The sequence below is a fragment of the uncultured Mailhella sp. genome, from assembly GCF_944324995.1.
Lineage (GTDB): Bacteria > Desulfobacterota > Desulfovibrionia > Desulfovibrionales > Desulfovibrionaceae > Mailhella.
Genome location: NZ_CALUYL010000011.1, coordinates 40,574 through 52,811, shown reverse-complemented (window position 1 = coordinate 52,811; position 12,238 = coordinate 40,574). Strand labels below are relative to the sequence as shown.

The 12,238-nt window shown below is 63.4% G+C and carries 14 protein-coding genes and 1 tRNA gene; all 15 read left to right on the top strand.

Annotated features, from left to right (window positions below; all coding sequences use genetic code 11):
• Positions 1-396: 396 nt before the first annotated feature.
• The 15 genes from Q0K02_RS06360 to Q0K02_RS06290 all read left to right on the top strand — a co-directional run bounded on the left by Q0K02_RS06360 (position 397) and on the right by Q0K02_RS06290 (position 12,234).
• Entirely contained in the window at positions 397-1,221 is an 825-nt protein-coding gene (locus tag Q0K02_RS06360) for a phosphate ABC transporter substrate-binding protein (RefSeq protein WP_294486257.1), read from the top strand.
• Positions 1,222-1,227: 6 nt separating this feature from the next.
• A complete protein-coding gene (locus Q0K02_RS06355; protein WP_294486254.1) occupies positions 1,228-2,106 on the top strand; it encodes an ABC transporter permease subunit in 879 nt (292 codons plus the stop codon).
• Positions 2,103-2,987 carry an ABC transporter permease subunit gene (locus tag Q0K02_RS06350; protein ID WP_294486252.1) on the top strand — a complete coding sequence of 295 codons (885 nt, stop codon included), beginning with the start codon at positions 2,103-2,105 and terminating at the stop codon, positions 2,985-2,987. Before Q0K02_RS06355 ends, Q0K02_RS06350 begins: the two co-directional genes overlap by 4 nt.
• A gap of 6 nt (positions 2,988-2,993) precedes the next feature.
• Positions 2,994-3,782: a phosphate ABC transporter ATP-binding protein gene (locus tag Q0K02_RS06345; protein ID WP_294486249.1), complete on the top strand. Its 789-nt coding sequence runs from the start codon at positions 2,994-2,996 to the stop codon at positions 3,780-3,782.
• A gap of 295 nt (positions 3,783-4,077) precedes the next feature.
• Positions 4,078-4,467: a pancreas/duodenum homeobox protein 1 gene (locus tag Q0K02_RS06340; protein ID WP_294486247.1), complete on the top strand. Its 390-nt coding sequence runs from the start codon at positions 4,078-4,080 to the stop codon at positions 4,465-4,467.
• 99 nt (positions 4,468-4,566) lie between these two features.
• Positions 4,567-4,642, top strand: a tRNA-Lys gene (locus tag Q0K02_RS06335).
• 431 nt (positions 4,643-5,073) lie between these two features.
• A complete protein-coding gene (locus tag Q0K02_RS06330; protein ID WP_294486244.1) occupies positions 5,074-5,541 on the top strand; it encodes a hypothetical protein in 468 nt (155 codons plus the stop codon).
• Positions 5,538-5,930 carry a 3TM-type holin gene (locus tag Q0K02_RS06325; protein WP_294486243.1) on the top strand — a complete coding sequence of 131 codons (393 nt, stop codon included), beginning with the start codon at positions 5,538-5,540 and terminating at the stop codon, positions 5,928-5,930. The genes Q0K02_RS06330 and Q0K02_RS06325 overlap by 4 nt, the downstream gene beginning before the upstream one ends.
• On the top strand, positions 5,927-6,391 hold the full coding sequence (locus tag Q0K02_RS06320; RefSeq protein WP_294486240.1) for a hypothetical protein: 465 nt from the start codon (positions 5,927-5,929) through the stop codon (positions 6,389-6,391). Before Q0K02_RS06325 ends, Q0K02_RS06320 begins: the two co-directional genes overlap by 4 nt.
• 1 nt (position 6,392) lies before the next feature.
• The gene (locus Q0K02_RS06315; RefSeq protein WP_294486238.1) at positions 6,393-6,779 is read left to right on the top strand and encodes a terminase small subunit; all 387 of its coding nucleotides are present in this window, start codon (positions 6,393-6,395) and stop codon (positions 6,777-6,779) included.
• Entirely contained in the window at positions 6,779-8,035 is a 1,257-nt protein-coding gene (locus tag Q0K02_RS06310) for a terminase family protein (RefSeq protein ID WP_294486237.1), read from the top strand. Before Q0K02_RS06315 ends, Q0K02_RS06310 begins: the two co-directional genes overlap by 1 nt.
• Positions 8,035-10,110, top strand: coding sequence for a cell envelope integrity protein TolA (locus Q0K02_RS06305; RefSeq protein ID WP_294486235.1), 2,076 nt, complete (start codon positions 8,035-8,037; stop codon positions 10,108-10,110). The genes Q0K02_RS06310 and Q0K02_RS06305 overlap by 1 nt, the downstream gene beginning before the upstream one ends.
• The gene (locus Q0K02_RS06300) at positions 10,104-11,000 is read left to right on the top strand and encodes a hypothetical protein (RefSeq protein WP_294486233.1); all 897 of its coding nucleotides are present in this window, start codon (positions 10,104-10,106) and stop codon (positions 10,998-11,000) included. The genes Q0K02_RS06305 and Q0K02_RS06300 overlap by 7 nt, the downstream gene beginning before the upstream one ends.
• A gap of 14 nt (positions 11,001-11,014) precedes the next feature.
• On the top strand, positions 11,015-11,272 hold the full coding sequence (locus tag Q0K02_RS06295; RefSeq protein WP_294486231.1) for a hypothetical protein: 258 nt from the start codon (positions 11,015-11,017) through the stop codon (positions 11,270-11,272).
• The gene (locus Q0K02_RS06290; protein ID WP_294486228.1) at positions 11,269-12,234 is read left to right on the top strand and encodes a hypothetical protein; all 966 of its coding nucleotides are present in this window, start codon (positions 11,269-11,271) and stop codon (positions 12,232-12,234) included. The genes Q0K02_RS06295 and Q0K02_RS06290 overlap by 4 nt, the downstream gene beginning before the upstream one ends.
• Positions 12,235-12,238 lie beyond the last annotated feature (4 nt).

Genomic DNA, 12,238 nt, shown 5'->3' with positions numbered 1-12,238 from the left:
CCGTCGCGCAGGCAAAGAGGGGCGCGCGCCGTTTGCGCGACGCCCGGGGAGTTTTGTGGGCGGGACCACCCGCGTCCGGGGCTTTTTGGGGGAGCGGGCAGCCATCGCCCGCAGGAATCGTCTTCGGCGTGTCTTTCGCCCCGCGCCCGGAAAACGCAACTTGGCGCGCGGCTTGACTTTCCCCCTCCGGTGAGGCAAAAAATCAAGGTAAGGGCGCGAAGGTCGCGCCGTTTGTCATTTTTTTCAACGAGAGGCCGGCATGTTTTTCAGGAACACCTGACGCATTCATACGCAGAGACAAGGTGTGTCTTGCCGGTTTTTCGTAGTGGCGTTCTGCGCCGATCTCTGCGATGCTTCACTGTTCCCGAAAGGTGCCGCCTCCTGCGTGAGGTGAGCATGAATCGTATTCTTTCCGCGTTCGCGCTGGTGCTGCTCAGCGCGTCTCTGGCCGTGGCCGCTCCTCTGGATTCCTTCAAGGGCCAGAAGGGCACGCTTGATATCGCCGGCGGCACGGCGCACATTCCGGTGATGAAGAAGGCCGCGCAGGCCATCATGAGCGCCAACGGCGACATCCGCATCACGGTGGCCGGCGGCGGTTCCGGCGTGGGCGTGCAGAAGGTGGGCGAGGGTCTCGTGCAGATCGGCAACACCGGTCGCGCCCTCAAGGAAAGCGAAGTGACCAAGTATGGTCTGGAAACCTTCCCCTTCGCCATCGACGGCGTGGCCGTGGCCGTGAATCCGGCCAATGCCGTGACCTCGCTGACCAAGGCGCAGGTCAAGGACGTGTTTGCCGGCAAGATCACCAACTGGAAGGAACTCGGCGGCAAGGACGCTCCCATTTCGCTCTACGTGCGCGAAGACGGCAGCGGCACCCGCGAAACCTTTGAAGAACGCGCCCTCGACAAGGGCACCTCGGTGCAGAGCGCGAACGTGGTGAATTCCAACGGCGCCATGAAGACCGCCATTGCTCAGGATCCCAACGCCATCGGCTATGTGGGCATCGGTCATCTGGATTCCTCCATCCGCGGCGTCACGGTGGACGGTATGGTTCCCTCGCAGGAAAACGCCGCGAACGGCACCTACAAGATCACGCGTCTTCTGTACATGAACACCAAGGGCAAGCCGCAGGGCCTCACCGCGCTGTTCATCGACTACATCTATTCCGAAGACGGCAAGGGCTTCATCAGCTCTTCCGGCTACATTCCGCTGGACAGGAAGTAGGCCGTCATGAGAAACGCCGCGTCTTGCCGCAGCCGGGGAAGCCGGGATGCGGGCCTGGTGCTCCTGCGCATTTCCGTGGCGCTGGCCGCAACGGCCATGGCGCTGCTGTTTCTCATGGTCGTCGCCTTCGCCCTGCCCGCCTTTGTTTCGGGCGGAGGCGGCGGCCCGTTTTCGTGGTCGTGGGCTCCGGGAAAGGGAGAATTCGGCATTCTGCCCATGGCGGTGGGATCGCTGGCCGTGGGCTTTTCCGCTGTAATTCCCGGATGGCTCATGGGAGTGTGCCTGTGCTGCTGGCTTTTGTGTCCGCCGTGCGGCGGTCGCCCCGGCTGCTGGCGCGTCGTGGTGGGCGGCCTTGTGCGCGTCATGACGGCCGTGCCCACCGTGGTGTATGGCTTTGCCGCAGTGTTTCTGCTGGCTCCGGCCATCCGGCGGGGCTTCGGCGGTTCCGGCTTCTCGTGGCTTACGGCGTCGCTCATGCTGAGCGTGCTCATTCTGCCCACGGTGGTGCTGGTGCTCCAGGCCGGGCTTCGCGAACGGCTGGAGAGAGCGGCCCTGCCCGGCGCGGCGCTCGGCATGTCGCGCATGGAAATCATGTGGCATCTGGTGCTGCCCGCCTCGCGCGCCACCCTGCTTTCCGCGGCGGTGCTGGCCTTCGGCCGGGCCGTGGGCGACACCATGCTTCCGCTCATGCTGGCGGGCAACGCGCCCGTGGCTCCCGAATCCATGCTTTCGAGCCTGCGCACGCTCACGGCGCACATGGCGCTCGTCACGTCCAACGAAGTGGGCGGCGCGGCCTACGATTCGCTGTTCATGGCCGGACTTCTGCTGCTGGCGGTCAATGCGCTGGTCAGTCTCGGCATCCGGCGTCTGGGGGCGAAGTCATGAGACATTCGGTTTCTTTTCTCTGTTTCCGCGCGCTGGCGCTGATCTCGTCCGTGGCGGTTCCGGCCGTGGTGTTCGCGCTCATGGGATATCTTTTCTGGCGCGCGCTGCCCGTGCTCGGGCCGGAACTTCTGTTCGGCAGCACGCCGCCGCTCGACGCCGTGTTCGGCCGCGCGCCCGTGTGGGACGGCCTCTGGCCGGCGTGCGTGGGTACGTTCTGGCTGGTGGCGCTCACCATGGCGCTGGCGCTGTTTCCCGGGGTGGGCTGCGGCGTGTATCTGGCCGAATTCGCCTCGCCCCGGCAAAAGCGCGTGCTCGGCGCGGCCGTGGACGTGCTTGCGGGCATGCCGTCCATCGTGATGGGGCTGTTCGGCTTCATGCTCATTCTGCTTCTGCGGCGCACGGTGCTGCCCGAGGCCAATACCTCGCTGCTGCTCGCGGCGTGCTGCCTGTCGCTGCTGGTGCTGCCGGTGCTGGCGGCTTCGGCGCGCGAGGCTCTTTCGGCCGTGCCGCCGTCGCTGAAGCTTGCGGCCGCGGCCAGCGGATTTTCCCATGCGCAGGCGGTGTTTCATCTTTTTCTTCCGGCCTCGGCGCGCGGCGTTCTGGGCGGCGTGGTGCTCGCGGTGGGGCGCGCCGCGGAAGATACCGCCGTCATTCTCTTCACCGGCGTGGTGGCCAATGCGGGCCTGCCTTCCGGGCTTTTCGGCAAGTTTGAAGCCTTGTCTTTCGATATTTATTACATTTCCTCCCAGTATCAGGATCAGCAGGAGCTTCTGCGCGGTTTCGGCGCGGCGGCGTTTCTGCTCATCGTGTCCTGCCTGCTTCTGGCGGCGGCGCGTGCGCTGGAGAGGAGCTTTCGCAGAACGTGGCAGGGGAGGGCGTAGCGTTTCATGGACAAGATGCGGCATGAACCCGTGCTGGAAATTGGCGGACTGTCGGTGTCGTTCTTTGATCGCACCGTGCTTTGCGACGTGAATTTGTCGGTGCCGCAGGGCGGCATAGCGGTGTTGGTGGGGCGTTCCGGATCGGGCAAGACCACGCTTCTTCGGGCGGTGAACCGTCTCAACGACGAGGTGCCGGGCTGCCGCGCCTCGGGGCGGGTGACGCTTCGCCTTGCCGGGGGTGAGGTGGACGTGCTTCCCGGCGCCGGGCCGGACGCCGTGCCGCTGGAGCAGCTTCGGCGGCGCGTGGGCATGGTGTTTCAGACGCCGCAGGTATTTCCGGCAAGCGTGTACCGCAACATTGCCGCGCCGCTCAGCGTGACCATGAACTGTCCGCGTTCGGAGCTCGACGACCGCGTTCGGAGCGCGCTTGTGCGCGCCGATCTCTGGAGCGAGGTGGAAGGCCGCCTCGACATGAGCGCGGAACGCCTTTCCGGGGGGCAGCAGCAGCGGCTGTGCCTCGCGCGGGCTCTGGCGCTGGAACCGGAAATGCTGCTGCTCGACGAGCCGACGGCCTCGCTGGACGTGCGTTCGGCGCGGCATGTGGAAGATCTGCTCCTCGGCCTTTCGGAAAATCTGCCGGTGGTCATGGTGTCGCACGGCCTGCGTCAGAGCCTGCGGCTTGCGTCGTTTCTGGCGGTCATGGAAGGGGGGCGCGTGCTGCGCGTGGTGGAGAACCCCGCGGGCCTTTCGGAAGCCGATCTGGAAGCCATGCTCGACGAGGCCTCGGAAGGCTAGCGGGCCGCGGCTCTTGATGCCGGGCGCGGGAACGAAGAGAGCTTCTGTGCGGGCTCGCGGCGTTTTGTTTGCCGAGCCCCTTGTCCGGCGCGGCGGAGGAGCGCGAAGCCGTCGGCGTTTGCGTCTGCGGCGCGATGATTGCCGCTCCCCGGCGGAAGCGGAGGGGCGGAGCACGGCATCCGCATCGGAGACGGTGCATCCGCCCGCGGAACCTCCTTGCCGTTTGCGCGGCGGGAGGATAGTATCCTGGAAACGCGCGTGTGGCGCGTCACGTTGAACATTGAAGGAGAGGCCCATGCCGAGCTATGAAGAAATCTTCACCCCTGAATGCCTGAACGAGGTTTTTCCTCCCGAACGCACCGATCAGTTTTTCGAGGCGCTGTTCGGAGATCCGGAAGAAGGCGCGTACGACATCCGCATGTCGCTTCTTTCGGGGTCGGACAGGAAGCTCGATTTTCTGTTCGAGCTGCATCAGCGCGGCGACGCGTGCCTGGCCTGCAATCTGACGCACGGACTGCCTGCGGTGTTTCTGCGGCATCCCGTCATCAACATCAAGGGCGTGACCGCGGAACTGGCCCGTCGCGCGGGCTGGCCGGACGGCTCCTGGGAATGGAATCTCGGCAGCACCGACGAAATTTCCCGCGCGCTGCACGTCATTCCGCTGACCTTGCGCCGCGTGGACTGACGTTTGCCGCTGGAGAGCGCGTTCGGGCGCTTTTGGGCACGGCGTCATATTTTTCTCTTGACTCCGGCTCTCGATAGCGCTATGTCTTTTCGACCGGAAGGGTCGTTAACTCAGTAGGTAGAGTACCTGCCTTTTAAGCAGAGAGTCGCGCGTTCGAATCGCGCACGACCCACCATGAATTTCAAGGGGTTATGCTGATAAAGCGTAGCCCCTTCTTTTTTTGCATGTTCTCCCGGGCATACTGCGCGATGTCCGGCAGGCTTCTCCCGTCTCCTTTCTCCCCCTTTTGCCTTGCAGGCATGTCGGCATCGTCGTGCCGCGTCGACTTCGCGCCCCTTGAGGGGAGGCGCGGTCGGCGTCACGTCCGTCGCGTCCGCCGGAAGACTGTCGCGAGTCTGCGGGAAGTTTGTCGTGACATCCTTCGGGGCTTTGGAACGCCCGGTTGCCGGGCATCGGACGCGTCTTTCCGTGTGCCGGAGGGCGCAGGTCATGACGCAGGCCCGCCCGGCCGGAATCCGTGCCGGAAAAGACTCGGCTGCAATGGCAGAGCGCTGTGCCGCGCGGATTTTTCTTTTTACGCTCTCTGAAAAAGGGGGCGTTTTTTTTATGCGTATCGAACATCATCCGAGATTTCTGGATCAGCTCAAGAGGCACGAGGGGCTCCGCCTGGAAGCATACCGCTGTCCGGCCGGAGCCCTGACCATCGGTTACGGGCACAATCTCGATCAGCATCCCGTGCCGAACGTCGGCGAGGAGGGCGACAGGATAAGCAGGATGGAAGCGTTGAAGCTGCTGGAACTCGACGTCCGCAGCTGCGGTCAGGAACTGGACGGAGCCTTTCCCTGGTGGCGAAGGCTTGCCGAGCCGCGGCAGGCCGTGCTTCTCAACATGTGCTTCAACCTGGGCCTGACGAAGCTTGCGAAGTTCAGGAAGATGTGGTCGGCCCTGGAGTCGGAGAACTACGCCCGCGCGTCGGAAGAAATGCTGGACTCGAAGTGGAAGAGCGACGTGAAGGGCCGGGCTCTTGAGCTTGCAGCCCAGATGAAGACCGGAGCATGGCAGGAGGGGGCATGAGCGCCGTGGGATGGATAGGCGCAGCCGCCGAGCTGCTGGGCTCGGCGCTCGACGTTTTCGACGGGGACAGGAAGCGCGAGGCGGAACTGCTGCTCAAGCAGGCGGACAACGCGCAGGCGCAGGTCATGGCGCAGCTTGACGTGAACAAGGCCGAGGCCGCCCACGAATCGCTTTTTGTGGCGGGGTGGCGGCCGGCCATCGGCTGGGTGTGCGCGCTGGCCATTTTTTCCGACTTCGTGCTGCGTCCCGTCATGGTCTGGCTTTCCGGCTGGTATCCGGGCGTGCCGGTGTTTCCTTCCCTCATATCCGACAACCTGTGGGAGCTCATGGCGGGCATGCTGGGCCTCTCCGGCCTGAGAACCTTTGAAAAGACAAGGAAGACTCGGTGAACGATCTGGGCAGAGACGGCGCCGAACATGCGGCGGAATACATCGGCGTGGTGAAGGGCACCTGGCCGCTGGTGCTGCTTGCGGGCGGTGTGGCCATGGCTTCCGCCGTCAGGCAGCTTAGGCGCGGCTACAAGCAGAGAACATGCGCGCAGCAGGTCGCCACGGTTTTGCTCAACGCCGTGCTGACGACGTCCCTTGCCGTCGGCTGCGTTCTTCTTCTGCCGCTTGCCGTTCCCGACGCGACGCCGGAAATGCAGGTGGCCGTGGCCGTCATTCTGGCCGGGATAGGCGGGGAAACGGTGAAGCAGTGGATTCTGCGCAAGCTCGGCCTTTCCGTGGTGGATCTCATGAACCCGGACGACATCAACGACATACGAAGAACCATGGACCCGGAAACGCGGAAGAAGCACGCGGCGCAGTGCCCGTTCCGGGAAGACGAGTGTGCGGAGGAGAAAAGGTGACATGGCGAAACTGACGGCAAAGCAGGAAAAGTTCTGCACCGAGTACGTGACGTGCGGGAACGCTGCGGAAGCCTACCGTCGCGCCTATGACGTTGAAAAGATCAATCCGGGAACCATTCGGATAAAGGCGACGGCGCTGATAAACACCGGCAAGGTGGCGGTGCGGATTCGGGAACTTCAGCTTGCCGAAGCGCAGCAGGCGCTGCTCTCGCTTGAAGAGCATCTGGAAGCGCTCAGGCGTCTGCGCGACCTTGCCGTGGAACAGGGCAAGCTTTCCGCCGCCGTCAGCGCCGAAATCAGCCGGGGCAAGGCTGCGGGCCTGTACACCGACAAGGTGCAGGCCGACGTGAAGCAGGATGTGAAGGTCGTGCTCTTCGGGGGCGAGTGATGGAAGTGCGCATCAGGCTCAGGCCTTTGCAGGAAAAGGCGCTGGAGACGCTCGATTCCCGGAGGTTCGGGGTGCTCATCTGTCATAGGCGATTCGGCAAAACGGTGCTCGCGGTGTCGCGCCTGTGCCGGAACGCGACAGCGGGCGGGGAGTCGTACCGCGGGGCGTACATTGCGCCCACCTACCGGCAGGCGAAGGATGTGGCCTGGGATTATCTGAAAAAAATTGCCGCGGCGACCGGGGCCAGGGTGAACGAAGGCGAGCTTCGCGCGGACTTTCGGAACGGGGCGCGCATCCGGCTCTACGGCGCGGAGAATCCCGACTCGCTGCGCGGCCTGAACCTCTGCGACGTGGTGTTCGATGAAGTGGCGCAGATGCCGTATTCCATGTGGTCGGAAATCGTGCTTCCCATGATTCTGGCCACGCACGGCCGGGCGCTTTTTCTGGGCACGCCGAAGGGCAAGAACGCGCTCTGGAAGGTGTGGGAGAACGCGCGTCTGCACAGTGAGGAATGGGCGGCGCTCATGTATCGCGCCTCGGAAACCGGCATTCTGAGCGAAGAGGATCTTGCCGTGGCGCGGCGCGAGACGAGCGAGGCGGAATACGAGCAGGAATACGAATGTTCCTTCACCGCCGCGGTGCTGGGCGCGTATTACGGCAGGCTCATGGAGCAGCTCGACCGGGAAGGGCGGATCACGAACGTACCGTATCGGCCGGGCGTGCCCGTGGTGACGGCGTGGGACCTGGGCTTTTCCGATTCCACGGCCATCTGGTTCGCGCAGCTTGTGGGCCGGGAAGCGCACATCATTGATTACTATCAGGCTTCCGGCGTCGGGCTGGATCACTACGTCAAGGTGCTGCAGGACAAGGGGTACGTGTACGGCGAGCACCTTCTGCCCCACGATGCGGGCGTTTCGGAGCTCGGCACGGGCACGACGCGCCTGGAAACCCTGCGCCGCCTCAACATACGAGGCCGGGTGCTGCCGATGACGCGGGTGGATGACGGCATCAACGCGGTCCGCCTGCTGCTGCCGCGCTGCTGGTTCGACGAGCGGCGCTGCGCGCAGGGGCTGGAAGCCCTGCGGCTGTATCAGCGGGAATGGGATGAAAAGGCGCAGGACTTCCGCGCCCGGCCGCTGCACGACTGGACAAGTCACGGAGCCGACGCCTTCCGGTATCTGGCCATGGGAATAGACAACGTCGCGGGCCGGGGCTTTGCCAGGCTTCCGCCGCGCAAGCATCTGCGGGTGTGCTGATGGACAGAAAAGAGACAAAGGACGGGCTTCGCCGCGTCATCGTGAGGGAAATGGAGCAGTGCATGGGCACGGAAGGCTCCAGGCTCTCGGATGAGCGTTCGATGCTCAAGAGGCGATATCTCGGCTGCGGCTATGCCGTGGACGACGACCGGGCGCGTCGCGGCTTTTCCGTGTACGTGGACCGCACCGTGCTGGAAACCGTGGAATGGGCCAAGCCCGGCCTCATGCGCGTGTTCTGCGGCGACGAGATCATCCGTTTTGATCCGCGCACGCCCGCGCAGGAACAGGCGGCCAAGGACGCCACCTTGTACGTCAATCAGGTGGTGTTCGGCAGGCGCATGTTTTCGCTGGTTCACGACGTGCTCGCCGACGGATTGTATCAGCGCGTGGGCTGGTGCCTTGTTCACTGCCCGGAAAAGACGGAGCGGCGCGTGTTCCAGTACGCCGGGCTTTCGCAGCAGGAGGCCGTGGCGCTGCTCATGGATCCGGCGCTCGACATGGAAACGCCGGGCGCGGTGCGCGTGGAACGGTATGATTCGCCGCTGGGGCCCCGGTATGACCTCACCGTGCACCGCACCGTGAAGACGCGGGATATCCGCATTGATCCCGTGCCTTCGGAAAACGTGGTGATTTCTTCGGACGCCGCGGACGTGGAGAAGGCGCGCTTCATCGCGCACTGGGAAGTGAAGACGGCTTCGGATCTGCGCAAGGAAGGCTATGCGCAGTCTCTCATCGACGAGCTGCCGCCGCTCGAAGACGACGACGTCATGCCGGAAACGGAGGTCGGGCGCGCCGTCAACGATGCGAACGGCGCGGACAGGGACGGTCAGAGCCGCGCCACGCGGGAATACAAGGTGTATGAGGCGTGGTTCGACTTCGACATGGACGGCGACGGCGTGGCGGAGAAGGTCAAGGTCACGTTCTGCGGCGACGCCGAGTCGTGCCGGGTGCTGCGGTTCGAGGAATGGCCGCTGTACCGCGCTCCGCTGTTTGCGGCCTGTTCGGTGCCCATGCCGCATCAGGCGGTGGGGCTCTGTCTGGCCGACCTCGTCACCGATCTGCAGGATCTGCGCACGGAAATGACGCGTCAGTATCTCGACAATCTCATGCTTTCCAATCAGGGCGAGCTTGTGGTCAACGAGGGCATGAGCGGCCATGTGGAATACGACAGTCTGCTCGCCCGCGAGGCCGGGGCCGTTCACAGAATACAGGGGGATGCGAGCATCACGCCTCTTCCGGTGGCCACGGCGGCCGGGGATGCGCTGCAGGGGCTCAGCATGAGTTCCGAGCTCATCGAACGCCGAACAGGCATATCGAGCCGCACGCAGAGCCTTCAGGCCGACGCGCTCCAGAACACGGCCACGGGGGCGTCCATCATGGAGGAGGCGATCAATCAGCGCCTGGAACTGATTGCCCGCGTCTATGCCGAAACGTTTTTCAAGCCGCTCGGCCGCTATGTTCTGCATCTTCTGCACAGGTATCAGGACAAGGAGATTCAGCTCCGACTCAAGGGAAGATTCATGGCGTTCGATCCGCGCAGGTGGGATCCCGACATGGATATTTCCGTGGCCGTGGGCCTCGGCACCGGCAACCGGAGCAAGCTGCTCGCGGCGTATCGGCAGATTTTGCAGATACAGCAGCAGTTTCTCGCGCAGATGGGAAAGAACTCTCCGGTGCGCCTCTCGAACGTGGTGTACACCTGTCACAAAATGTGCGAGGCCGCCGGACTGGAAGCGCCGGAACGCTTCTTCGGCACGGAAGAGGATGCCAGACGCGCGGAAGAGGCCATGCTGAACGCGCCCGCGCAGCCGTCGCCGGAAGAGCAGAAGCTCAGGCTTGAAGAGCAGAAGGCGAAGGCCAAACAGCAGGCCGACGCGTGGAAGGCGCAGACGGACGCGCAGCGCAAGGCCTTTGAGACGCAGAGCAAGATAGCGCTTGCCAGGCAGAAGACGGAAGGCGAGCTCGCGCTGAAAGCCATGGGAATGAGCATGGAAAGGGATCTCGATGAGACGCGCCTCAGGATGGGCGAGAAGGGCAGCGGGCTCACGAAGATCAAGGGCGTAGGGGGATGGTGATGGATAGGAAGGCGCTCGGCGGCCTGCTGGGGCTTATTGCCGCTTCTTCACAGCCGGATGATGCGGAAGGCGCAGTAAGACCGGATATTCTGGACGTAGTAAAAAAGGCCATTGCAGGCCGAAAATATGGAGGAAGCAAAGCAGGAACACTGGAAAGTCCGAATGCGGCAACTGCTTTGAAAAATTCGGCCGAATATGGCGGAAACTATGGCTATTTCAATAATCATGGGCTTATCCAGCGTGTTAAGAAAGATAATTGGACGTCGGAACAGATAGCTGAAGGATATCGGGGGATTTACGATTCACCGGATACGGTACTTATTCCAAATGTTCTTGGAAAAAATCCGATAGCAAAAGAGGCGTTGTGGAATCCTGCGGGCAAGCAGGATAGGTCATGGTATATGCCTATTTTGCCATACAAAAAAGGTTTTCAAACCGTTACCATGTACGATCCGAAAACCTCAAAGGTGGAGAATTTGTTGAAGAAAAGAGGGTACTGGGAGGGCGGGCCGAACTCCTCCATATTCTCACCTTCACTGATGAAGATGCCTGCGGTGCAGGTTGGCAGCGGTCCCATTTCTGCTGTCAGCACCCCTTTTGAACATACCTTACAGGAACAGTTAAAAAAGCTCAAGCTGCAAGCACCCGCCATAGCGGGCGCGGGTACAGGTGCAGGGCTGGCCTTATGGCCTGCCGATGCTCCGGGATATGTGAACACGGAGCCGGGTCTGGAAACGCCGCTTTTTGATCCCGTCGATATGCTGACGGCTCCAATCGGCGTGCCGACAAAAGCGGGGAAGGCGGCCGCGGCCCTGCTTGCGCCTGCGGTTTCCTGCGGCGTGGACAAGCTGGGAGGCCTGCTTGACTACTTCATGGGAGAAAAAGAGTGACGCATGAGGAACGAATGGACGCGCTGGAAGCCGGACGCGTTCTGCAAAGCCGGGTGTTCCGGCAGGCCTTTGCCCGTCTGGACGCAAGGTATGTGCAGGCGTGGCGCGCCTGTGCGGACAGTGTGAAGCGTGAGGAGTGGTGGCACATGCAGCGGGCGCTTGCCGCCGTGAAGAAGGAACTTTTCGACGCATTGCAGTGTGCCGCGCTTCGTGAGCAGGGTAAGGATGAGGTATTGAACGCGGCGCTGGAAGCCGCAAAGGGGAAGAAATGAACGAAGAACCCAGAGAACTCGGCGGAGACGTCGGCGGGAGCGCCGAAGAAGGCGTGTACGATGTGGATTCCGTCGCCGAAATGTTCGCGGAGGAGGAAGCTGCCGAAGACGGCGGGAATCAGCCTTGGGATGAAGGCGAGGAAGGTGAGGAGCCTGCGGGGCCGCAGTCTGAGGCGCCGGACGAAGGAGAACAGGACACCGCGTCCGACATTCCCAGGCCGGAAGGCTTTGAAGAGGCCCTGTGGCAGGGCATGACGCCGGAAGTTCGCAGCGCCGTGCACGCGCGGGAAGAAGCGCATGCGCAGGCCGCGGCGCAGGCGGAGCAGGAACGGCAGGCCGCCCGGCAGCAGCAGGAGCGTTTTGCCGTGGCCGCGAACGCGCAGATTCAGCAGGCGCTCGCAACCATGAAGCAGATCGTGGAAGGCGAGTACGGCGGCGTGGACTGGAACGGCCTTGCGCAGAGCGATCCTGCAACCTGCATCAAGCTCCAGCAGGCGTACAACGCGCGCATGGGAGCCATTCAGCGGGTGCAGCAGGGTGTTGCGCAGGCCGCGAATCTCTATGAAGCGCAGAGGGCGCAGGAAGCGCAGCACAGGATGGCTTCCGAGTTTGCGCAGGTGCAGCCGGAAATCAGGGCGCTCATGGGCGCCGGATTCGACAGCAGAACCTTTGCTTCCGACGTGGCGAAATACATGCAGGAGCAGGGATGCCCGCCCGAGGTGGTCAACGGGCTGTCCCGGGGCTATGAGGTGAAGTTTGTCGCCAAGGCCATGCTCTACGACAGAATGCAGGCCAGGCGCGCCAGCGCCGCGAAAAAGGTGGCGGAAGCGCCCCGGGTGCAGAGCCCGCGGGGCGCGGCGCAGGCCGACGCCGGCGACAGGGCGAAAAGGGCGCGCGCCCTGCTTTCCAGGAACCCGAACAGCACGGACGCGCTCGCGGCCCTGTTCGAAGCAGAAATGTAAGGAG

Excerpts from the sequence above, each read along its gene's own strand:
- Q0K02_RS06315 (WP_294486238.1), top strand. The coding sequence starts at position 6,393 with ATGGCGAAACTGACGGCAAAGCAGGAAAAGTTCTGCACCGAGTACGTG.
- Q0K02_RS06300 (WP_294486233.1), top strand. The coding sequence starts at position 10,104 with ATGGTGATGGATAGGAAGGCGCTCGGCGGCCTGCTGGGGCTTATTGCC.
- Q0K02_RS06290 (WP_294486228.1), top strand. The coding sequence starts at position 11,269 with ATGAACGAAGAACCCAGAGAACTCGGCGGAGACGTCGGCGGGAGCGCC.
- Q0K02_RS06355 (WP_294486254.1), top strand. The coding sequence starts at position 1,228 with ATGAGAAACGCCGCGTCTTGCCGCAGCCGGGGAAGCCGGGATGCGGGC.
- Q0K02_RS06310 (WP_294486237.1), top strand. The coding sequence starts at position 6,779 with ATGGAAGTGCGCATCAGGCTCAGGCCTTTGCAGGAAAAGGCGCTGGAG.
- Q0K02_RS06350 (WP_294486252.1), top strand. The coding sequence starts at position 2,103 with ATGAGACATTCGGTTTCTTTTCTCTGTTTCCGCGCGCTGGCGCTGATC.
- Q0K02_RS06360 (WP_294486257.1), top strand. The coding sequence starts at position 397 with ATGAATCGTATTCTTTCCGCGTTCGCGCTGGTGCTGCTCAGCGCGTCT.
- Q0K02_RS06295 (WP_294486231.1), top strand. The coding sequence starts at position 11,015 with ATGGACGCGCTGGAAGCCGGACGCGTTCTGCAAAGCCGGGTGTTCCGG.
- Q0K02_RS06325 (WP_294486243.1), top strand. The coding sequence starts at position 5,538 with ATGAGCGCCGTGGGATGGATAGGCGCAGCCGCCGAGCTGCTGGGCTCG.
- Q0K02_RS06305 (WP_294486235.1), top strand. The coding sequence starts at position 8,035 with ATGGACAGAAAAGAGACAAAGGACGGGCTTCGCCGCGTCATCGTGAGG.
- Q0K02_RS06345 (WP_294486249.1), top strand. The coding sequence starts at position 2,994 with ATGGACAAGATGCGGCATGAACCCGTGCTGGAAATTGGCGGACTGTCG.
- Q0K02_RS06340 (WP_294486247.1), top strand. The coding sequence starts at position 4,078 with ATGCCGAGCTATGAAGAAATCTTCACCCCTGAATGCCTGAACGAGGTT.
- Q0K02_RS06330 (WP_294486244.1), top strand. The coding sequence starts at position 5,074 with ATGCGTATCGAACATCATCCGAGATTTCTGGATCAGCTCAAGAGGCAC.